18 protein-coding genes are annotated in these 20,851 nt (G+C 58.2%); 14 read left to right on the top strand and 4 right to left on the bottom strand.

Annotation, left to right across the window (positions count from 1 at the left end):
- Positions 1-73: 73 nt before the first annotated feature.
- Together AC5ZG5_RS21305 and AC5ZG5_RS21300 are read right to left on the bottom strand one after the other, a co-directional pair.
- The gene (locus AC5ZG5_RS21305) at positions 74-1,336 is read right to left on the bottom strand and encodes a methyltransferase domain-containing protein (RefSeq protein ID WP_456643119.1); all 1,263 of its coding nucleotides are present in this window, start codon (positions 1,334-1,336) and stop codon (positions 74-76) included.
- A 52-nt stretch (positions 1,337-1,388) separates the two neighbouring features.
- Positions 1,389-1,919 carry a WbuC family cupin fold metalloprotein gene (locus tag AC5ZG5_RS21300; RefSeq protein WP_456643118.1) on the bottom strand — a complete coding sequence of 177 codons (531 nt, stop codon included), beginning with the start codon at positions 1,917-1,919 and terminating at the stop codon, positions 1,389-1,391.
- A gap of 349 nt (positions 1,920-2,268) precedes the next feature.
- On the opposite strand from AC5ZG5_RS21300, the gene AC5ZG5_RS21295 reads away from it, so the two are divergent.
- The 7 genes from AC5ZG5_RS21295 to AC5ZG5_RS21265 all read left to right on the top strand — a co-directional run bounded on the left by AC5ZG5_RS21295 (position 2,269) and on the right by AC5ZG5_RS21265 (position 11,216).
- Positions 2,269-4,302, top strand: coding sequence for a hypothetical protein (locus tag AC5ZG5_RS21295; protein ID WP_456643117.1), 2,034 nt, complete (start codon positions 2,269-2,271; stop codon positions 4,300-4,302).
- Positions 4,303-4,405: 103 nt separating this feature from the next.
- Complete coding sequence (locus tag AC5ZG5_RS21290; protein ID WP_456643116.1) at positions 4,406-5,296, top strand: sugar nucleotide-binding protein; 891 nt, start codon at positions 4,406-4,408, stop codon at positions 5,294-5,296.
- Positions 5,297-5,311: 15 nt separating this feature from the next.
- Positions 5,312-6,574, top strand: a complete 1,263-nt coding sequence (locus tag AC5ZG5_RS21285) for a methyltransferase domain-containing protein (RefSeq protein WP_456643115.1) — start codon at positions 5,312-5,314, stop codon at positions 6,572-6,574.
- A 58-nt stretch (positions 6,575-6,632) separates the two neighbouring features.
- Positions 6,633-7,313: a class I SAM-dependent methyltransferase gene (locus AC5ZG5_RS21280; protein ID WP_456643114.1), complete on the top strand. Its 681-nt coding sequence runs from the start codon at positions 6,633-6,635 to the stop codon at positions 7,311-7,313.
- A 36-nt stretch (positions 7,314-7,349) separates the two neighbouring features.
- Complete coding sequence (locus tag AC5ZG5_RS21275) at positions 7,350-8,450, top strand: glycosyltransferase family 2 protein (RefSeq protein ID WP_456643113.1); 1,101 nt, start codon at positions 7,350-7,352, stop codon at positions 8,448-8,450.
- Between the two features lie 173 nt (positions 8,451-8,623).
- Positions 8,624-10,093 (top strand): putative sugar O-methyltransferase, encoded by a 1,470-nt coding sequence (locus AC5ZG5_RS21270; protein WP_456643112.1) that lies wholly within the window; start codon positions 8,624-8,626, stop codon positions 10,091-10,093.
- 118 nt (positions 10,094-10,211) lie between these two features.
- On the top strand, positions 10,212-11,216 hold the full coding sequence (locus AC5ZG5_RS21265; protein WP_456643111.1) for a TylF/MycF/NovP-related O-methyltransferase: 1,005 nt from the start codon (positions 10,212-10,214) through the stop codon (positions 11,214-11,216).
- A 97-nt stretch (positions 11,217-11,313) separates the two neighbouring features.
- On the opposite strand, the gene AC5ZG5_RS21260 is transcribed toward AC5ZG5_RS21265, so the two are convergent.
- Positions 11,314-12,198 carry a class I SAM-dependent methyltransferase gene (locus AC5ZG5_RS21260; RefSeq protein ID WP_456643110.1) on the bottom strand — a complete coding sequence of 295 codons (885 nt, stop codon included), beginning with the start codon at positions 12,196-12,198 and terminating at the stop codon, positions 11,314-11,316.
- Between the two features lie 111 nt (positions 12,199-12,309).
- A complete protein-coding gene (locus AC5ZG5_RS21255) occupies positions 12,310-13,452 on the bottom strand; it encodes a glycosyltransferase family 4 protein (protein ID WP_456643109.1) in 1,143 nt (380 codons plus the stop codon).
- Between the two features lie 687 nt (positions 13,453-14,139).
- On the opposite strand from AC5ZG5_RS21255, the gene AC5ZG5_RS21250 reads away from it, so the two are divergent.
- From AC5ZG5_RS21250 to AC5ZG5_RS21220, 7 genes are all read left to right on the top strand, one after another.
- Positions 14,140-15,645, top strand: coding sequence for a PfkB family carbohydrate kinase (locus AC5ZG5_RS21250; protein WP_456643108.1), 1,506 nt, complete (start codon positions 14,140-14,142; stop codon positions 15,643-15,645).
- Between the two features lie 7 nt (positions 15,646-15,652).
- Complete coding sequence (locus AC5ZG5_RS21245) at positions 15,653-16,414, top strand: nucleotidyltransferase family protein (RefSeq protein ID WP_456643189.1); 762 nt, start codon at positions 15,653-15,655, stop codon at positions 16,412-16,414.
- A gap of 66 nt (positions 16,415-16,480) precedes the next feature.
- Entirely contained in the window at positions 16,481-17,419 is a 939-nt protein-coding gene (locus AC5ZG5_RS21240) for an NAD-dependent epimerase/dehydratase family protein (protein WP_456643107.1), read from the top strand.
- Positions 17,416-18,018, top strand: a complete 603-nt coding sequence (locus tag AC5ZG5_RS21235; protein ID WP_456643106.1) for an SIS domain-containing protein — start codon at positions 17,416-17,418, stop codon at positions 18,016-18,018. The genes AC5ZG5_RS21240 and AC5ZG5_RS21235 overlap by 4 nt, the downstream gene beginning before the upstream one ends.
- 18 nt (positions 18,019-18,036) lie before the next feature.
- Positions 18,037-19,035, top strand: coding sequence for a GDP-mannose 4,6-dehydratase (locus tag AC5ZG5_RS21230; protein WP_456643105.1), 999 nt, complete (start codon positions 18,037-18,039; stop codon positions 19,033-19,035).
- A 40-nt stretch (positions 19,036-19,075) separates the two neighbouring features.
- Positions 19,076-19,924 carry a transketolase gene (locus AC5ZG5_RS21225; RefSeq protein ID WP_456643104.1) on the top strand — a complete coding sequence of 283 codons (849 nt, stop codon included), beginning with the start codon at positions 19,076-19,078 and terminating at the stop codon, positions 19,922-19,924.
- Complete coding sequence (locus AC5ZG5_RS21220; RefSeq protein ID WP_456643103.1) at positions 19,921-20,841, top strand: transketolase family protein; 921 nt, start codon at positions 19,921-19,923, stop codon at positions 20,839-20,841. The genes AC5ZG5_RS21225 and AC5ZG5_RS21220 overlap by 4 nt, the downstream gene beginning before the upstream one ends.
- Positions 20,842-20,851 lie beyond the last annotated feature (10 nt).

Here is a 20,851-nt window from a genome sequence, read left to right as displayed (position 1 = left end):
GACGTAACCTCAGTTCCATATGCTGCGCTGATATTGCCGAGCACCCGTTGCAGGGCTGCGATGATGCTCGTCCTTAGTTTGGCGCACCGTCCGCGAAGACCGATCGTGGGCTTGCCTTGAAGATGGAGCGAAATACTCCGCCTGATTGCACGAAGGCCTGATTGCGGCCGATCACTGTATCCTCGTTGTTGATCGATAACGCCAGCAAGCAAAGCGCAATCTTGCGTTCGGTCAGGGCCGCGGAAGGCAGGATCGGCAGGCGTGCACCTGGAAGAAACTTGTTTTGCTTCTGCGGCGTATCGTCCGCTACGAACTCGATCAGGTCCGCAACGCCGAGGAAATTCGCGAACGCACAGGCGAGGTGGCCAGCGCCGAACAAGGCGATCGGTCCCTTTTCCGCGCGCGCGCGTTCAAGCTTGGCGCGCAGCTGCTGGCGGGTCGGCTCGTATGCTCGCGCATATTGCGGCAGTAGGCCAACCTGAGCGCGAGCTGCATCGGAGCTCTTGATCTGTCCAGGTACGCCCGTCTTTCGCGCGAGCTGCACGAGCGAATTCTCGAACGGCAGCGGATAGATGTCCGTCCGGATCGGCTCGAAGCCGCCGATCGTGAGCAGAGGGGCGAACGTCTCAGGTGTGAGATAGAGCGAGTGTTCCTCCCAGACCATGCAATAATCCTGAAGCCGCAGGCTCGTACTGCAGTCTGGGACCTCCACCATCACAACCCCGCCGGGTTTCACGAGCGCCGCGATTCCACAGATGAAGGCGTTTAGGTCCTCGGCGTGTTCCATGATGTGACGCACGATCAGGATATCGGCCGGCCCGCGACGCGCGGCGATTGCTGCCATCCGGGCCGGCGCCGTCAGTTTTTGCACGGTCTCGATGTTCGCCGCTGGATTACTTATCTCAAGGTCGCCGGCCAGCTCCACACGCCAGGTGTTGCGGAAACCCAGGGCCTTGAAGCGGTCGACGGTGGTGTCGTCCTTTGACGTCAGAGCCCCGATGACGCTCTCCTTGTTCACGCCGGGCAGTTCAACGATCTGGTTAACGACCGTGTCGAGGTGTCCTTCGGGCTCGCGCGCGAAAAGCCAGTCGTATGGCGGGACAAGAGCCTCGTGAGGCACCGGCTGCATCAACTGTATCGTCCCGCAAGTCTCACATTGACCTAGTGCTAGCGCAAATTCGCGTTCAGCGGCGTTCCGCTCCCGAAGAAAGAAGGACGACACCGGATGCTTTCCGACATCCAGTTGTTGCGTGACCGCGTGACTGCTGCAAACTAGACAGCCCATCTTTCTCTCCAAATTTGTAGCTGCGCGAGGACGAAGCACCTCGTCCGCCAACTCTTAACTGAATTTGCTCGATGTACAAAGCGTGTGCCCGCTCCCGAGCATATCAGGCTTCGGGCAAGCGGAGAGAGGACAAATAGGCGTACCCGGCTTCAGGACTGGTCTCGGGGGGAGCCCAGGCTGCTTGCTCAGTCAGAGCGGGATCGAAGGGGCCAATTGTGGTTTCGAGGAACACTAGCCACTCAGACCTAAAGACGAGTGTGTGAAAGATGCCGTCCGGCATACGGTAGAAGAAGCACCCATCGCCAGGTGGCGCGGACATTGGTATCGCTTGCGTGACACGACCAGTTTCATCGAACAGCAGTGCGTCACAACTTCCTTCGACGATCGTGAGCGTCTCCACCTTCGACGTGTGGCGATGCGGGCGAACATAAGAGCTGCGGTGCATGACGATCAGCATCTCCTGTTGCCCCGCAGCCGCACTCGCGTGAAAGCACAGGCGACATCGTCTCCTTTGTGAGTCCTTTGCCTGAGTTTTCAAGAGCGAAACGACCGAGTCGTCCGCGGCAAGAAAACCCCCATCGGAATAGATGACCTCTGGTGAGACCTGGCGTAGGCGGCTATGGAATCCGGTCATTCCGGCACCGAAACTCGAGCGTCTGTGACACAGCTGGAACCAGGCCCCAACTTCCGGGCGCGATGACTGTTTAATGTTGGCAATCGGCCGGTTGTGTGGCTAACACGGCTCATAAACCGAAGGCAAGTTTGGACATTTCGACGTCGATTCCGTGTACCCATTTGAAATTCAAGTATTTTCAGCTACTTGGTGGGTTTCCGTTCGCCTGATTGGCCGGGTGATAGACCGGCTCTTGCAATTGCTCCAAAACACTTTAGCGATTGCAGCTTGGGGTTTAGAAAGCCGCCGTTTTCCGAGGGCCGTGGACTGACTTCTGCATCATGGCGCTGATCAGAACGTGAGTGCGAATATGAAGACGAAAGTCAAGTTCCTGACTGCGATCTGGGGTGCACGCTATATTGAGGAATTTGCGAGCATTTCGCTGCCCTCTTATCTTGCAGAAGGCAATTTGCCGTTCCTTGCCTCGGAAACCGCCCTCGAGATCGTCATTCTGACCTCGACCGACAGCCGACAGAAGTTCGACGAGTTGCCGATCTTTCGGAAACTAAGTGCGCTTTGCCCCGTCAAGTACATCTTCATCGACGACCTCATCACGTCGGGTAACTACGGCGTAACGCTGACTTTGGCCTATGCGCGAGGCATTCGCGACAGCGGAGAGGCGCAGACGAATACGACCTTCGTATTCATGAATTCGGATTTCGTGCTGGCGAACGGGTCGCTGAGGACGCTCGTGAAGAGGTTGTCGGAAGGGCATCGGAGCGTCATGGCGCCCTCGCTGCGAGCTTGCGCCGAAACGGTGCTTCCTACGCTGAGCGGGATGGTTGATCGCGAACACGGTACGCTGACGATGGCCCCTCGGCCCCTGGTGCGGCTTGCCTTCGACAATCTGCACCCGACGGTGATCGGTAAGACGGTCACACAGAGCTTTCTCACCTGCGAGACCCACAATCAAATCTACTGGCAGGTGAACAAGGACACGCTGCTGGCGCGGTATCACTTGATTTTCATGCTCGCGATCCGGCCGGAAGTCCCGTTGGGATATGTCAACTCATACTGCGACTATGGTTTTGTTCCCGAATTGGTCCCATCCCAGGACTTCTGCCTTCTCGACGATTCGGACGATTTTTTCATGCTGGAACTCCAATCCGCGGCTCAAGAACGAAGCATGCTCAGCTGCGGGGCCGGCAATCCCGCGAAGATCGCAGCCAGCCTTGCTCGATGGACCACCCGGGAGCATCGGCGATTCGCGGAACGGGACGTAGTGTTCCATGCGGACGATCTACCTTCGCCTCTTACCGAGATTCGCCAGCACGCCGCACGCTTGATCGAGGATCTACATCGGCGGATGGGCTCGCCGGTGGACCATGCTGATCACTTCTATTGGGTTTCCGGGGTTGCAGCTTGGGCTTCTCTAAAGTTCCCGGAGGGGGGTACGAAATTCCCGCCCGAGATCGAGGAAAAGGCGGGGCTTTCCTCACCTCTGGTCCAAGCACCGGCAACTATGTCGCACAGTGGTCCCAACGTTTTCGATCAGGTGCGTAGCCGTCTGGCCGGATACTTGAGCTCGTGGCGGCATTCTTACCTGCGGCTTCTCAGCCAGATCAACCGCAAGGCCGGATCGATTCCGAACGTTCCAATCTGGCATCATCTGTGGCTGGATTCACAGCTGATTCAGCGTTGGGCGGGCCATGGGCACGCCTCGACGAATCGCATCCTGCTCGTATCGGAGGAGGATAGTCCTCTCCGCCATGCGATGCCCAAGTTGGTGCCCATCGCGGTGCAGATGCGCTTTGGGGAGTTGATGCCAGACAACGAGGATCCGGTGCGCTCCCATCATCCGGGCGCCGCCAGCTTCGAAGCAGTCTTCATGCATGTCGAGCGGAAAGACCTACTGAAGTTCCGGGATCTATTCGAGACGGGCCTGAAGTTCTTAAAGTCTGGCGGCTCGATGGTCGTATTCTTCGAACACAAGCATTCGGAGCTGGACGGCTCTAATTTCTCCGCTGAACTCGCACACCGTGCTGAGAAACTGCTGCCGCCGGCCTGGCTCGGCTGCCGTCTGACCGCCTATTTTGCCGGCGGCTCCTCCAAACGACTGCTGCGGCTCGCTGAACGGCGTCTTTTTCATTACTTAGTGCCAAGCTCGCTCGCCGAGCTTCCGCACTGTTTGCTGGCCATGATGGCCTGGCCGGCGCTCGCCATCGCGACGGCTATGAACAACTTTCGACTGCGGAATACCTTTTCTCAGTGCCCGGAATATTGCACTAGCGCGCTCTTGGTCTTTAGCCATGTGGATGCCGGGCCTGCTTCCACCTCATCCAAAGAACTCCGCGGGAGGCGTGAAAGGGCCGGAGTTGCCGAGGAGCTGTATCTCTCGCCGTAAGTCTTCAGAACCGCGGCTGGTGTCCAAGCTGGGCACGGCATCACTGACGAGTTCGCTCAGCGAGCATGAAGCAAAACGAAGGGGCGCCATTGGCGCTTGGTAAATGATGACGGACCAAGCATTTCTGGTTATCGGAGCCGACAGTCTCGTTGGAGGCGGTCTTGGCGCGGCATTGCAGCGCCGCGGTCACGCGATCTTTGCGAGCACGCGCCGGCGCGACACCGTCGGTAACAACCGCGTCTACCTGGATTTCGAGAGCGACAAACCGTTCCGCGCGCCGAAAGGCGTGAATTATGCCTTTCTCGTCGCGGCAGCGACCAATTATGATCGTTGCGAAACGGACCCGCTGGCGCAAGTGATCAATGTGCAATTGATCCCCCGCGTGGTGGCTTCGCTGCTCGAGCAAGGACTGTTCGTGACCTTCATCTCTACCAACTCGGTGTTCGGTGGGAATCGGCCGTGGCCACATGAGGATGAGGCGCATGCGCCAGGTATTGCTTACGCCCGTCAGAAGTCCGAAGGCGAAGACGCCGTCCGTGCGCACGCCGAACGTCTTGGTGCAAAAGATCGACTGAATATCGTTCGTCTGACAAAAATCATGGGGCCGGAAACATCGCCGCTACCGGCCTGGCTTGCCGCCTGGGAGCGGGGTGAGCCGATCGAGCCGTTCCGCGACCTGATCTTTGCCCCGATATCGGTTCAGTTTGTGGGCGAGGCCCTTGCGACCATTGGGGAGATACGCATTCCCGGCAACCTGCACCTTTCCGGCGCGGAAAATGTCAATTATGTCGACTTCGCGTGCGCATTGGCCGGGCGATTGGGGGTTGCTCCCGCCCTGATCAGGCCGTCGACGTCAGTTGACAAGGGGGTGAATATCCCGTTCAAACCGCGGTTCAGCGGCTTGGGCATGGTAAGGACGACGAACCTCAGCGGGATTCGGCCACAGCGGCTTGAACAGCTGGTCGACGAGCTCGTGGCGGCCCGGGGGCATTAATCGGAGGAATGGTGGGTGTCAGTAGTCAGCCATCGAAATACATGCCGCTTGTGCGATTCCAGCAACGTGGAGCTGGTGGTCAATCTGAAGCCCATTCCACTTTCCGAGAATTATTCGACTGACCGGAATGTCGCGCTGAGCGCCGCACGATTTCCGGTTGACGTCTATATGTGCGCCGATTGCGGCCACGTACAGCATCTGGACGTCATCGATCCAAAAATCCTTTGGGATTCCTACACCTATTATTCCGGCGATGCCAAAGGCATGCCCGAACATTTCCAACAGGTATCCGAAGACATTCTGCGCAAATGCGCCCCCCCGGCAGGATCGCTGATCATCGACATCGGAAGCAATGACGGCTCGCTGCTGAAACCTTTTAAGAATGCTGGCTTCCAGGTATTGGGTATCGACCCCGCCACCGAGGCGGCCCGCCGCGCCAACGAAGCGGGCATCCCGACCTTCCGTTCGCTCATGACGGCTGATCTGGCGCGACGCATTAGGGAGGGGCACGGGCCTGCCCATGTGGTTTGCGCCTTCAACGTTTTCGCGCACGCCGATGACCTCGGCGAGATGGTCGATTGCGTGCGGACGATGCTGCATCCTGACGGGCTGTTCTTCTTCGAAGCGCAGTATCTGCTCGACATCATCGACGGCGTGCTGATCGCCACGATTTTCCATGAGCACATGAGCCACCATTCGGTGACGCCGCTGACGAAGTTCCTGGATTGTCATGGGCTCGAACTGATCGCCGCGGAGCGGGCACGCGTCCAGCATGGTTCGCTGATCGGCGTCGTGCAGCTCAAGGGCGGGCGGCGGCGGGTTGAGGCGTCGGTCAGCAGGCTTCTAGCGCTGGAAGCCGACCGTCGGCTGGGAGAAGTGCAGACGCTGCGGGATTTTAATACTAGGGTGAGCGAGCTCCGCGAGAAGACGGCCGATCTGGTTGCGAGGCTGAAAAAAGAAGGCGCCAAAATCGCCGGTTACGGCGCGGCGCGCAGCGGCCCCACGCTGATTGCCCAGCTGGGCCTTGCTGGCACGATTGACTATATCGTTGACGATCATCCGCAAAAGGTCGGGAAATTCGAGACAGGGGACGGCATACCCGTCGTGCCTACGGCACAGCTTTGCGAACGCATGCCCGACTATACGCTCATCCTGGCGTGGGTTCACGCGAACAAGATTATCGACACCAACCAGGAGTATCTGAAGCGAGGAGGGCGCTTCATCGTTCTCTGCCCGGAGACGCGTGTCGTGAGCAAAGATGGTGACGTGAAGATCTGAGCAACAGCCGCTGCGATGATGTGCGCATAGACCTGGCGTTGCAGAAAGGTGTGAGATCATGACAACGGTGAAGACGAAAGAGACGCAGTATCAAGTCTGTGTCGATGCGGCTAGTGAGCGAGGGTACGAAACGCTTGGGCTTCGTGGCAGCGAAAGTTGGTATCAAGATCCGAAGCACATCGTCTTCAGGCTCTCGCGCTATAAATTCGTCGCCAAGATGCTTGCCGGGCGAAAGCATGTCCTGGAAGTTGGATGCGGTGACGCTTTCGGTACCCGCATCGTGCAGGCCGAAGTCGGCAAAGTGACGGCTATCGATTTCGATCCAGTCTTCGTTGAAGATGTCAAGCAGCGGATGGTGCCGCGCTGGCAATTCGATGTCCGTGTTCACGATATGCTCGACGGCCCCGTGCCGGGCCAGTTCGACGCCGTGTACTCGCTCGACGTGCTCGAACATATCGAGCAATCGAAGGAGCGACTGTTCCTGAAAAACGCTTTTGGTTCGCTCGACCCCAACGGGGCGGCCGTGATCGGTTTGCCCTCGCTCGAAAGCCAACCCTACGCGTCGGTTCAGTCGAAGCTCGGCCACGTCAATTGCAAATCGGCGCCCGAGTTGAGACAGCTGATGGAAGAGTTCTTCTATAACGTCTTTATCTTCAGCATGAACGACGAGGTTGTGCACACCGGCTTTCACAAGATGGCGAACTACGTTTTCGCCATCGGTGCAGGAAAGCGTGTTTAGGAGACGGAACTCCCTCTTTCCTGGTTCTGTTGCCAGATGGCAGATATCGAAGACCAGGCCTTCGGGGCAGGATTGGATCAACGCCAGCTCTCCGCCGGACAAGGGCTGTCTGGGCTGAGCGCAGTTGTCCCTAACTTCAACCACGGTGCGGTCATCGGAGAAGCGATCGCGGCGCTTGCCAAGCAGACGCCGTGTCCCGACGAAATCATCGTTGTGGACGATGGCTCGACGGACAACAGCATCGCGGTGTTGGAGGAACTTAGGCTCGCGTATCCCACATTGCGAGTTGTCCAGTTCGATCGGAATAGGGGCGCCATCCCTGCAATGAATCGCGGACTGCAGGAGGCGCGCGGACGATATGTCTACTTCGGTGCGGCGGACGACGTCACGCGACCGGGACTGTTCGCGGCAATGCTGGCGGAGCTGGAACATCACCCGCAAGCGGCGTTTGCGTCCTGCGAGGCGACCATTCTTGACCTCGATACCGGACGGATCGCGTCGCGGCCTCCGGTTCGGCCGAGCTACGAGGCGATGTTTCTCGACAGCGCGCAGGTAGCGAAGGTGCTGCGACGGATCGATAACTGGATCCTGACCGGAACGGCAGTAGTCCGGCGCGACCTGATCGTGGCCGCGGGTGGCTTCGATGCCATACTCGGAGCTTTCGCAGACGGTTTTGCATTCCGTCGCCTTTCTCTACAGTACGGCTGCTGTTTCGTGCCGCGGGACGGCGTTGTGTGGAAGACGAGCTCTTCCGGCCTGTCCCGGTCGTCGGTGGCCGATCCCGATGCCGCGATGCTCACGCTGGAGCGTGCCCTCGGACGAATGCGTGCCGATCCAGTGTTTCCCCATTGGTACCCGGCTGTCTTCGAGCGCCGCTGGCGTTTCGCCATAGGCCGGCTCGCCTGCGAAGCCCGTCCCATCAATCAGGCAGTGCTCATGCGATTGGCTAAGGGGGCGATCGGAAGGGCTGTCCTCATGAGCGCGGTCTCGGTGGATGGACGTGCCGGGCGGCTTGCGGCGCTCGCCTGGCTGACGCTGCAGGAGCGGCCGACCTCGTTGCCTGGCTTGTTGAGAACGAGACTGTCCCGCTCCCGGGGCGCAGCGTATATCCGCGATCAAATAGACGAGATATTTTAGATGTATGGGAGGGGGCGGTCAGGTTCCGTTGACACTGCGAAACCTCCACTATAAAGCAGCACCCACGACCATACTGTTCAACAGGCATGGTTTGGCTGGAAACGCGGTCCCTCATCAAAGCTGGCGCTGGAGAACTGAACCTGTCAAAGGAAGGATCTCAGGGCGACTCGGCCATGTCTCTCAATCGGTCCGAACGGCTGATTTACGAAAGGCTGTTTGAGCCCGATTTCACTCTTGCCGAGGGCCTGCAGCTTTATAATTCTGTTGTAGCCAATGGTCGGCAATTCCCGGTCGACTGGGAAATTCGAATCCTTGAGCTGGGCCTAGCTGCTCATCCTGATCGAAAGGATATGAGCGACCGCCTGGAGCAGTTGCGTGGCGAGGTCCGGGACCGCAGCCGAGTGCTTGAGGATCAACGGCTCGTCACCGAAGCGAAGGAAAGATTTGCTCATTCCTGTGGTTTGTCGACTGAGGCATTGCCTCCTCACGGCGTGCGGTGGGCTGCCTATGCGAAGCGAATCCGCGACGCCATTTCGGAGATCACAAGTCCCGTTGAAGCGCTGCATTTCGCGCAATCGAAAATTGGCTTCGAACATCGTGGCCACGTACAACATGAGGGCAAGTTCACCGCGATGTATGAACGGGAACTGGCCGCCAGCTTCCCGCAATTTGCCGATCGCCTGAATCAGTTTGCGGACATCGCGGGATCTGCCGCGGAAACGACCTACGAGCACAACGGTCGGCCGATCAGCAACGTGCTGTTCTATTTGGCTCGTGTCATCCTTTCCTGTCTCGCCGTATTGCCTGAGCCCCCCCGCGTAATTCTGGAAGTTGGCGGAGGGTATGGTGCGCCAGGACGCCTTTGGATGATGAATTCAATCTCACGACCGAAATGTTACCTCATCCTGGACATGCCCGAATCCCTGTTCTTTGCCGATGTGTTTTTGCGAAAAGAGTTTGGCGAAAATTCCGTCTGCTACGTAACTGGTCGCGAGCACTTGACTGACGAGGCAGTCGAACGGTTCAGTTTCATTCTATGCCCATTGCCTCTCTTCAACGCTCTGGGAAGTTTGCCGGTCGACCTCGTTGTCAATACGGGCTCTCTTCAGGAGATGAGCGAAGAATGGGTGGATTTCTACCGAGCCTGGCTCGATCGCCAGCGCTGTCGCTGGTTCTATTCGCTAAATTATTTTGCGCAGCCGGTGAGCGCCTTGTGGGAAAGTGGAAATTTGTTGAGTCCCCGTCTCGGTCCCGATTGGATCGCTCGCCTCTTGAGATGGAATCCCGCTTTTGTGCGCATGCAGTCCGATCGTGATTTTCTCGAAGCACTGTACGAAAAAGGTAGCGCGCCGCTGGGGAGCGAGGAAGCGGAGTTTCTGCTTAACCGTCAGCTGGAGCGTGCACCTTCCGGTGAGGTGATGGTCGAGATGTTCGACCTGATCCGCCGCAGTTCCGATCCCAAGCTGATGTTGCGCGTCCTTTCGCATGCCATGAGCATGCCGGTCGCGACCAAGGAAGCTCTCTGGCTCGCCAAAGAGCTTTTGGGACATCCGCTGGGCAAGGGGGAGCTGGAGAAGGTCGCGCGCTGGCGCGAGGAACTCGAAAGCAAACGCGCGCTCGGAGTTGAGGCGTTCTACCAATAGAGGCATTTGAACGGGCGGATGCCTTGGGTAAACGGCCGAAACCCGAGTTCGATGCTGATCCAATCCGAAGCAGGCAATAAGCTTGGCAAAACTAATCGCTGACTTAAGTAGAATCTCCATGCTGACTGACGACGAGAAGGTGCAACTGAGGGCGCTGCTGGAAGGCAAATCCAGCCTGGAGCAAGGGCTGCAACTGTATTCATCATTGACGGGCCGGGGTGTCGCGTTCGCAATGGAGTGGGAGGAGAAGGTCCTCGAACTCTGTCTTGCCCAAGAGCCGGATCGGATGGATATCCTCATGCGTTACCGCACCGTGCTGCGGACGCTCGGCAAAACCATTCCGGATGAGGTTGAGGGGCGTTTTGCGGAGATTGCGCGATCGGAGGAACGGGCGACAGATCACCAACTTGCAGCCGCGCAATATGCTGAGAAGACCGGGCTCAGCGACACCGAACCGGAATTCCGCACCTTGGTTGAGCGGGTGCGGACTTTTTCGATGACGTCCGTGGAGCGGATGTATGCCTTGTACAACGCGACGAGATATGTGCAGCAGGCGGAAATTCCAGGCAGCATTGTAGAGTGCGGAGTGTGGCGAGGCGGCAGCATGATGGTTGTCGCTCATACCTTGCTGTCCATGGGATGCACCGATCGCGATCTATATCTCTTCGATACATACGAAGGCCTCCCTCGCCCAGATGAGAAAAAGGATGTGGACCTATGGGGTAATCGCGCCATCGACGGTTGGTTGAGCCGGCAGACCAACGATGACGGCAGCTATTGGGCCGAGGCAAGCATCGAAGACGTACGGGCCAATCTACTATCGACGGGATATCCGGAAGCGAAACTTCACTTCATCAAGGGGTTGGTAGAACGGACCGTACCTCGCTACGCTCCGGATGCCATTTCACTCTTGCGCTTGGATACGGATTGGTACGTGTCGACGAAGCATGAGATGGATCATCTTTTCCCTCGTCTCGCTTACAAGGGAATCTTGATAGTCGACGACTACGGTCACTTCAAAGGTGCTCGTCAGGCGGTCGATGAATATATCGCCGAGCACAAGTTGCCCTTGCTGCTTAATCGAGTCGATTATACCGGCCGGCTCGTGGTCAAGACGTGCTGAAGTGTAGACTAACTAAAGCAAGGCAGCTCATAGTCTGAAGGCGAGTTATTGGCATCGGAGCACTCGAGCGAGCGCCGAAGTCTCCCACAGCGCAGCTTCAGGACCGGAGCAATCGGCGACCGAGGCCTCTCTTCAATCTAGAGAGCCAGATAGATGTCAGTTCGGCGAAGCTCAGCGCATCCAGCGTGGGATTTGTTCCATAAGAGACGCTGGAGCCGGTTGGCGTGCGGACGTATTCATCTTGCTCGATGTGGCTGAGTGTCGGGTCAACTGCGATCGAAGTACTTGTCTCCATCGGTATCGCGAATGGGTCCGGAGTAGAGCGTCTGTAGATCATCTCGATTCCCACATCGGTCACGGTACCGTCCTTGTAACCCATGGCGTTTAATTCGGGCGCCACCGCTCGTTCGGCTCCGCTCGTGATCTGTTCCATGATTACCTCATATCGGTTTGCCGGCACGATCGTGGTAAAGAAGAGCGGGTCATATCGATATAGCGCGTGGTTGAGATACCCTGCCATTGGGAGGTCGTGATAGCAAAGCCCGTTGACCTTCATGAGTGCATGAATGGTCTGGAAGGCCCGGAGCTGATTGAAGACGTGTTCGGTGGTGCCAAAATTCATCACCAAATCAAACCGCCCGACGAGACCAGGACCGGGTTCATGGACGTTAAGATCGAACAGGATGGTATTGGTCGCATGAAAGATATCGAGTGCCTTGTATTCGAAACCGGCAAGAGTAAGCAAATCACCTAAGAAGCCGTTTTGAGTTATGGAACGGAGCATCTCCGGTGCGACTTCTTCCGGACGTTTGGCGTGCGGGAAACGCTCGGCGTAGTAGGAAAGAAATGCGCGCGACCCGTCTTGAGTTTCATCGCCAAAAAGTTGCGTCGCGCCGATATCGCAAATACTTCCGCCCGCCGGAAGGGCCCCAACCGAGGTGAGATATTTCAGGCGTTCAAGAGTCTTTGGAGTTGATCCCACAAGGTTTCCCCTTTGATGTGCGCGCGTCACAGAGCTTTTGCAGGACGACTGCCAGTCAGGCTCAGCGGCTGAAGTGGTGATCCGGGCTGCAACACGAGTCCGTAGTGGAACTCAAGCTTGGCGAAGTGCCACGCCATCGAGAATTTTGCAATAGACGTCTTTGATCGTGGACTTGACCGCGGCCGCTGTGAAGCGCTTTAGGAAGCGCTCGTGGGCCGCTTCCCCCATGCGCTGACGCAAAGTCGGATCAAGCGCGAGTTGGCGGAGCCGATCGGCTGCTTCCGTGACCTCCCCCTTCGCAACGATGAAGCCCTCGATATTGTCACGAATGACGTCGCGGCAGCCAACGACATCGGTTGTGATGATCGGGCGCCCGGCGGCCGATGCCTCGATGAGGCTTCGCGGCAAGCCCTCTCGATGGGACAAAAGCATCGCAATATGGTGTGTGCGCCACACCTGATCGATATTTGAGACGCGGCCATGCCAAAACACACCGCCCTCCTGCTCCCAACTGCGCAGTGTGCCCTCCGACAACGTCATGCGGCTTGAGCGATCGACATCGCCGTAAAGGTGAAGCTCAACTGCAACTCCCTCCGCTCGCACCTGCCTCACAGCCTCCACGGCTTCGGCAATCCCCTTTCCCTGCAGCATGCGCGCAACCACCGCGATCTTGATGGGAAGTGTGGCCGGCTCGCGAACAAACGGATATTCGTTTGGTTCGACACCCACACCGCCGATGATCGTGAGGTTGGCAGCATGAGGAGGAATCCCAAATTCGATCGGATCATCGCTGTTCTCGAAGATGAACTCCGTGCCGGGCCGATGCAGCAGATGCTTGACCAACCAGCGCACTGCCTCGCGCAGCATTCGTATGCGAATCCCTTCATTGATCCACAGATAGATCAGACCAGTCGGCATCAAGACCAGATGTTTGACGCGCGCAAGCCGTGCGGCAAGACCGCCCAACACCACCATTCGTAGTCCGATGCAGTGAACGATTGCTGGCTTGGTCTGCGCGATGACCTTGGCCATCTTTACGATCAGCAGGAGGTTGTAGAGGATTCCGAGATTGCGTCGTTCGCTCTCCAACGGAATGACGCCAAACCCTCTGTTCTCCAGCTGTCGGCGAGAATTTCGAACGCGCGTCGCAACGTTCACCTTGAGACCAGCCTCCAAGGCGGCGCGGCCGGTGACACTAAAGTGTTCCAGAAATACCCAGTCTTCAGACGCAAAATACAAAATAGTCGGAATCACAACGGCATCCGAATACGAGATTGAGGCATCGGAGGCATCAAAATTCCCAACCTTGGAGCCTGCGTCTCGTGACCATACTGTCGAATGCTGGGTCCCCACGGGGATACACTATCTCTAGTTGACCACCATTGGGCGTTTCCAGTGGACAGAGTTGAACCAGCCGATAATGCATTGCCGAAATCCTGCAATCAAGCTCCTGATCGATCGATGATTGCGCTCGTCGGAAGAGCTTGCCTTCGGAATCAATGGGTGAGGCTTGTCGAAAAGGATTCGAGCCTGATCGACGAATCATGTCTGCTGGATTTCGGGAAGAGCGTTCCGCAGATCAATTCTGGTGGGTCGGTTGCCACGACGGCCTATCACACCTCGATCAAGCGATCTTCCTGTCCCCTGTAAACGCTCACTAGATCCGTCCCGGCGCGCGTCGGCAGTTGCCAATCCGGCACCGGCCACTGAGGCGTTCCCGGCCGGCGCTTCGCGCGCCTATCAGGTGGCAACCTGAAATGTCGCCGATAAGCTGCTGAAAAATCGACATTTTTTTGGATAAATGGGAGCTTCACGCAAAATCTAGGCTTGTTTCCACGTGTTCCGGCTTCTCTCGGCCGATGAGTTGGGCTATCGGTGCAATTTCTCGTGAGCTCCCCCCGGGGTCTTGATGCGGTGCGACAGGGAGCTGGAGGGCGACACTTGGACCAGTTGATCGATACCGCGCATGGCGACATCGCGTGCCAGACGATTCGCGCTTCCTGCGGCGCGAACCAGACCATCGCGTTCGTTTCTGGCAACTTCAACGTGGTGCACCCCGGACATTTACGGCTTCTAAAGTTTGCGGCGGAGCAGGCGGACATCCTTGTGGTCGGCATCAACCCCGACTCTACTCGGGGAGTAACGTTGGCGCAGGACATGCGATTGGAGAATGTTCGCTCGATTTCCTTCGTCAACCACGTGGTGCGTCTGGAAACGTCGGCTGCCGATTTCATCGCAAAGCTGCAACCTTCTGTTGTTGTCAAGGGAAAGGAATTCGAGGACCGGTCCAATCCTGAACAAGACGTTGTTGCTCTCTATGGCGGACGGCTGATCTTTTCCTCCGGTGAATTGCGCTTCACATCGCTGTCGTTGCTCGAGCGCGATGCGGATGTCGACATTTCCAATGTTCGCAAGCCGCTCGAATATCCGAAGCGGCATGGCTTTGAAATCTCGGGTCTGAAGAGACTGCTAGGTAAGCTCTCGGGCATGCGGGTTGCAGTGATCGGTGACCTAATTGTCGACGAATATGTCACCTGCGACGCAGTGGGCATGTCTCAGGAAGATCCCACGATTGTTGTCACCCCGCTGATGACGCGCACCTTCGTTGGCGGCGCGGGGGCCGTTGCGGCGCATGCGCACGGTCTCGGGGCGGATGTCCGCTTCTTCACCCTGGTTGGGAACGATGAAGCGGCCCGCTTCGCCCGTGACACCCTCGAGCAGCATGGTGTCAACTGTCACTCCTTTATCGACGATACACGCCCGACCACGCGCAAGCAGCGCTTCCGCGCTCTGAACAAGACCCTGCTGCGGGTCAATCATCTGCGCCAGCACGCCGCGAACACCGAAATTCAACGCCAGATGCTGAGTTCGGTAGAGCGCGCGCTCAAGAGCTGTGACCTCCTACTGTTTTCCTGCTTTAACTATGGCTGTCTCCCGCAAGATCTGGTTGATGCGGTCGCCGAACGCGCACGTGCCAGCGACGTGATGATGGCGGCCGACAGCCAGGTGTCCTCGCAGACCGGCGACGTCTCCCGCTTCAAAGGCATGACGCTCTTGACCCCGACCGAGCGCGAGGCGCGCGTTGCGCTCAATGATTTCATCTCGGGCCTTGCGGTCATCAGTGAGCGACTGATCGGAAGGGCTAGCACCAAAAATCTCATCATCACACTCGGTGCCGAAGGCGCGCTGATTAATACTATGGCCGATGGCGTGCAGAAATCGGACCGCCTGCCGGCCTTCAATCCGTCGCCGAAGGATGTATCGGGTGCCGGCGACAGCTTCTTTATGGCCTCCTCCATGGCCTTGCGCGCTGGCTCCGATATCTGGCAGGCCTCCTATCTCGGTTCGCTTGCAGCGGCATTGCAGGTCTCCCGCGTCGGCAATTTGCCGCTTACGACGGCCGAACTCGTCACCGAAATCGACGAGACCGGCTTTACCCATGAATGACGCACCCATGCGCGCGCTGCTTCTTGCAGCCGGAATCGGAAGCCGGTTGCGTCCACTGACAAGTACCACGCCGAAATGCCTGGTGCTGGTGCATGGTCGTCCGCTGCTCGATTACTGGCTCGATCTTCTATTCGAGGGTGGGGTCCAGCGTGCACTTCTGAACACCCATTGGCTCGCGGACCAAGTGAGGGGGCACGCGGCGGCCTCGCCCTGGCGGTCGCGCATTGAGCTTGTCCATGAGAATGAACTCTTAGGGACCGGCGGCACCGTGCTCGCCAATCGGGACTGGTTTCAGAACGAGGCGTTTCTAGTTGCGCATGCCGACAATCTCACGGATTTCGACGTGCCGCGCCTGATCGAAGCTCATCGCAGCCGCCCGAAAGGCTGCGTAATGACCATGCTGGCTTTTCGCACTGACGATCCTCGCTCGTGCGGAATCCTGGAATTGGACCGCCAAAAAATTGTCACTGCCTTCCATGAGAAGGTCGAGAACCCGCCGGGAAATCTCGCCAACGGGGCGGTGTACATTTTCGAGCCGGAGGTCATCGCAGATATTGCCGCGCTCGGGAAAGAGTTTGTCGATCTCTCTACCGAGATCATACCGAACTATTTGGGGCGAATTCTGTGCGTGGAGACAGACGGTTATCACAGGGATATCGGCAATCCGGAAAGCTTGCGCCGAGCCCAGTCTGAGTTTAAGCAGAGGCCGCGTAGCGGTGGCGCTACCGGTCTTGATTGCCAGTTGGGTTCAACTGCCGTGTCGGATTGAGCGGGCAAATCCGATAACGCCTTCGACCGAGTCCCCGGGGACAAATTTTCGAGGAGCCGTAAAGAGATGAAGATTTTTGTCACCGGCGCGTGCGGCTACAAGGGTAGCGTTCTCGTTCCCAAATTGCTCAAGGCCGGCCATCAAGTCATCGCCTTCGACATCATGTGGTTCGGCAATTTTCTCGATCCGCATCCCGACCTTACGGTTGTCAAAGGTGACGTGCGTAACCCGGATGAGATCGATCTGACTGGCGTCGATGCGATCATTCATCTGTCGAGCGTAGCCAATGATCCCTGCGGCGATCTCGATCCGAAACTGACCTGGGAAATCTCCTGTCTGGCGACTATGCAACTCGCCGATCGCGCCAAACGCCATGGTATTAAGCGGTTCATCTACGCCTCTTCCGGCAGCGTCTACGGGGTGAAGGAAGAGGAGCAGGTCACCGAGGATCTCGAGCTCCTGCCAATCTCCGAATACAACAAGACCAAGATGTGCGGGGAGCGAATTGTGCTGTCGTACAAGGACGACATGACAGTGCAGATCGTGCGTCCCGCCACCGTCTGCGGCTACTCTCCGCGTCAGAGGCTTGATGTTTCGGTGAACATGCTGACGATGCAGGCGCTGATGAACGGACGTATCACAGTGTTCGGAGGCGACCAGACCCGGCCCAACATTCACATCGATGATATCACCGAGCTCTATCTGTTCCTGCTCGACCATCCCGAGCACACCGGCATCTACAACGCCGGCTTCGAGAACATCTCGATTCTCGACATTGCGCAGCTGGTGGCAAAACATGTGAAAGCCGAGATCGTTGTGACCCCCTCCAACGACCCGCGCAGCTACCGGGTCAATTCCGACCGCCTACTGGCGACGGGTTTCAAGCCCAAGAAGACCGTAGAGGACGCAATCAAGGAGTTGATCGGGATGTACTCCCAGGGTCAGCTCAAGAATGAGGATCGCTGGTACAATCTGAAATGGATGGAGAAGGAAGTCGTGAGATGAACGCGCCCGCATTCTCTGCTCCAGCCAAGCTGTTCGGCGACTATTCCAGGCGGCTGTCCGCGACCCTGGAGGGCTTCGACTGGAGCCCCGTCGAACGGCTTGCCTATGATCTGCGCGATTGCTGGCAGACCGGGCGCCAAGTGTTTTTCTGTGGCAATGGTGGCAGCGGCGGCAACGCCAATCACCTCGCCAACGACTTCCTCTACGCCTTGTCGAAGACGCCGGGCTCGGGTCTGCGCGTGCACTCGCTCGCGGCCAACCCTTCCGTTCTCACCTGTCTTGCCAATGACGAAGGTTACGATCAGGTCTTCTCGCTGCAGCTCGCGGTGCTGGCGCGCAAGGGTGACGTCCTCATCACCTTTTCGGGTTCGGGTAATTCACCGAACATCTTGAAGGCTCTGGAAGAGGCCAAGAAGATCGGGATGACGAGCTATGCCGTACTTGGCTTCTCGGGCGGTAAAGCCAAGCCGCTTGCCGATGTACCGATCCATTTCGAGATCGATGACATGCAGATATCCGAAGACGCTCAAATGATTGTCGGTCACATGCTGATGCAGTGGCTGTACCGCCAGCGCGGTGAGATTTCGGCCAGGGTTTGAGTTGAAAAGCGCATTGCGATGGCAGGACACGAAAAGTATCTGATCCTCGGCTCGAACTCGTTTTCGGGCGCTACCTTTGCCGATTTTCTTGCGGCGAAAGGCTATGACGTCCTGGCCACCAGCCGCTCGGACGAGCCTCACGACGCGTTTCTGCCCTACAAGTGGCAGAAGCGGCCGGGCAAGGTCCAGTTCAGGCGGATTGATCTCAATCACGATCTCGAAGCCCTGAAATCGTTGCTGGCCGCCGAACGTCCGACCCATGTCGTAAACTTCGCGGCCCAAAGCATGGTCGGCGAGAGCTGGCTCTATCCGGACCACTGGATGATGACCAACGTCGTCTCCGCGGTGCGGCTGCACGAGCTTTTGCGGAACTATGACGGGCTTGAGCGCTATGTTCATGTGACGACGCCGGAGGTCTATGGATCGACGGAAGGCTGGGTGCGGGAGGATGCGCCCTTTAACCCATCGACGCCGTACGCAGTGTCGCGTGCCGCCGGCGACATGAGCCTGCGCACCTATTTTGCGAACTACAGCTTCCCCGTGGTCTTTACCCGCGCGGCGAACGTATACGGCCCCGGCCAGCAGCTCTATCGGATCGTGCCACGGACGATCATTGCCGCAATCGGCGGCCAGAAGCTCAGGCTCGACGGCGGTGGCAAATCGGTCCGTGTCTTCATCCATATGACGGATGTCTCCGACGCCACGCTGAAGATCGCTCAGCGCGGAACGATTGGCGAGACCTATCACATTTCCGGTTATGAGCTCGTCTCGATCCGCGCGCTGGTGGAGATGATCCTCCAGCGTCTTGGCAAGTCGTTCGAGGAATGCGTCGAGGTCGGTCCAGAGCGGCCTGGCAAGGATACCGCCTATACGCTCGACAGTTTCAAACTGCGCACTGAGCTCGGCTGGCGCGACACGTTCTCGCTGCAACAGGGGATTGACGATGTCGTCGCCTGGGCGGAGCGGTTCCGTAACGATATGCCGAAGTTGCCTACGAAGTACGAACACAAACCCTAGAACACCATGCGCCCCATTGGGGTGCGTGATTGGAGGCACGATGAACGTTGCAGTCCGGACAAGCACCGGGCAACTTGATGCCGGTGCGCTGAAGCTCCAGGCGGCGCGGCTCCGCGGCAAGATCATCGAGATGTCGCATGCGGCGCAGGCCGCGCATCTGGCGTCCTCGCTGTCCTGCGCGGATGTGCTGACAGCAGCCTATTGGCATGTGCTGAACGTCGACCCGAAAAGGCCGGCCGATGCACTGCGCGACCGCTTCATCCTCTCCAAGGGACATGCCGCGGCTGCGCTCTATGCGACGCTCGCGATGAAGGGCTATTTCCCGCTTTCCGAGCTCGACACCTATTGCAAGGATGGCGGGCGGCTCGCTGAGCATCCGCCCGCCAATTTGTTGCCGGGCGTTGAGGCCGCCACCGGCTCGCTTGGTCATGGCTTGCCGCTCGGTTGCGGCATGGCGCTGTCCGGACGCATCAAGGGCGAAGCCTTCCGGGTATTCGCACTCCTGTCCGATGGCGAGAACAACGAGGGCTCGGTCTGGGAGGCGGCGATGTTCGCCGCTGCGCAGAAACTCGAAAATGTCTGCGTCGTCGTCGACTACAACAAATGGCAGGCTACGGCGCGCTCCAATGAGACCCTGATGCTGGCCCCCTTGCGCGACAAATGGGCGGCCTTCGGCTGGGATGCCCACGAAATCGACGGCCATGATGTCGGCGCATTGGCCGAGGCTATGCAGCGCATTCCAAACGGCTCCGGCAAGCCGGTCGCGCTGATTGCGCACACGGTGAAGGGCAAAGGGGTGTCGTTCATGGAAGACGACAACAACTGGCATTATCGCGCGCCCACGGCCGAAGAGGTGGTGAAGGCGCATAAGGAGCTCGGCCTCGCATGAGAAACGCATTCGCGGACGAGTTGACCAAGCTCGGCAACGATGATCCCCGCGTCGTGATGCTGTCGGGCGATATCGGCAATCGCTTGTTCGATAAATTCAAGGACAAGCATCCCTCGCGTTTTTTCAATTGCGGGGTGGCTGAAGCCAATATGATGGGGGTCGCCGCTGGCATGGCCATGAACGGGCTGCGGCCGGTGGCCTACACCATTACCCCGTTCGTGACCACGCGCTGTCTCGAGCAGATCCGAACCGACGTCTGCTACCACGAGGCGCCGGTGACCATCGTCGCGGTCGGCGCCGGGCTCGCCTATTCGGGCCTTGGTCCCACTCACCATGCCTGCGAGGACATTTCCTTCCTGCGCTCGATCCCGAACATGGTGGTGATTTGTCCGGGCGACGCTTTCGAGGTGCGTGCAGCGTTGCGTGCATCGATGCAGCAGGATCGGCCGGTCTATATCCGGATGGGCAAGAAGGGCGAGCCGGTCGTGCATTCCGCAGCGCTCGCCGACTTCAAGATCGGCAAGGCCATCACCATTGCCGACGGCAGCGAAGTCTGCCTGTTGTCGACCGGCAATATGCTGCCTGAGGCGGTTGAGGCCGCGCACAAGCTGAAGGACCAGGGCATTTCGGCCAAGGTTGTGAGTTTCCATACCGTCAAGCCACTCGACGAAGCTTGCCTCAAGGACGCGTTCGCACGCTTCAAGCTGGTTGCGACGCTCGAGGAGCATTCGCTGATCGGCGGCTTTGGCGCTGCAGTCTCGGAATGGCTCGCTGACAGCCAGACGCCCGCGAACAAATTCCTGCGCTTTGGTACGCCCGATGCGTTCTTCAAGAAATCGGGCGAACAGGAATACGCCCGTGAAGTGCTGGGCCTGACTGGGCACCAGATCGCCGAAAAAGTTCTCCACGCTCTTTGAAACGACGTCG

The organism is Bradyrhizobium sp. Ses1, from assembly GCF_059512365.1.
The sequence above is the reverse complement of the archived record's forward strand: the minus strand, read 5'-3'. Positions and strand labels throughout refer to the sequence as shown.

What these genes read in the sequence shown, in the direction of transcription:
- AC5ZG5_RS21300 (WP_456643118.1), bottom strand. Translation starts at nt 1,919, where the DNA reads ATGACCGGATTCCATAGCCGCCTACGCCAGGTCTCACCAGAGGTCATC.
- AC5ZG5_RS21230 (WP_456643105.1), top strand. Translation starts at nt 18,037, where the DNA reads ATGGCAGGACACGAAAAGTATCTGATCCTCGGCTCGAACTCGTTTTCG.
- AC5ZG5_RS21225 (WP_456643104.1), top strand. Translation starts at nt 19,076, where the DNA reads ATGAACGTTGCAGTCCGGACAAGCACCGGGCAACTTGATGCCGGTGCG.
- AC5ZG5_RS21220 (WP_456643103.1), top strand. Translation starts at nt 19,921, where the DNA reads ATGAGAAACGCATTCGCGGACGAGTTGACCAAGCTCGGCAACGATGAT.
- AC5ZG5_RS21290 (WP_456643116.1), top strand. Translation starts at nt 4,406, where the DNA reads ATGATGACGGACCAAGCATTTCTGGTTATCGGAGCCGACAGTCTCGTT.
- AC5ZG5_RS21265 (WP_456643111.1), top strand. Translation starts at nt 10,212, where the DNA reads ATGCTGACTGACGACGAGAAGGTGCAACTGAGGGCGCTGCTGGAAGGC.
- AC5ZG5_RS21270 (WP_456643112.1), top strand. Translation starts at nt 8,624, where the DNA reads ATGTCTCTCAATCGGTCCGAACGGCTGATTTACGAAAGGCTGTTTGAG.
- AC5ZG5_RS21245 (WP_456643189.1), top strand. Translation starts at nt 15,653, where the DNA reads ATGCGCGCGCTGCTTCTTGCAGCCGGAATCGGAAGCCGGTTGCGTCCA.
- AC5ZG5_RS21295 (WP_456643117.1), top strand. Translation starts at nt 2,269, where the DNA reads ATGAAGACGAAAGTCAAGTTCCTGACTGCGATCTGGGGTGCACGCTAT.
- AC5ZG5_RS21240 (WP_456643107.1), top strand. Translation starts at nt 16,481, where the DNA reads ATGAAGATTTTTGTCACCGGCGCGTGCGGCTACAAGGGTAGCGTTCTC.
- AC5ZG5_RS21235 (WP_456643106.1), top strand. Translation starts at nt 17,416, where the DNA reads ATGAACGCGCCCGCATTCTCTGCTCCAGCCAAGCTGTTCGGCGACTAT.
- AC5ZG5_RS21275 (WP_456643113.1), top strand. Translation starts at nt 7,350, where the DNA reads ATGGCAGATATCGAAGACCAGGCCTTCGGGGCAGGATTGGATCAACGC.
- AC5ZG5_RS21280 (WP_456643114.1), top strand. Translation starts at nt 6,633, where the DNA reads ATGACAACGGTGAAGACGAAAGAGACGCAGTATCAAGTCTGTGTCGAT.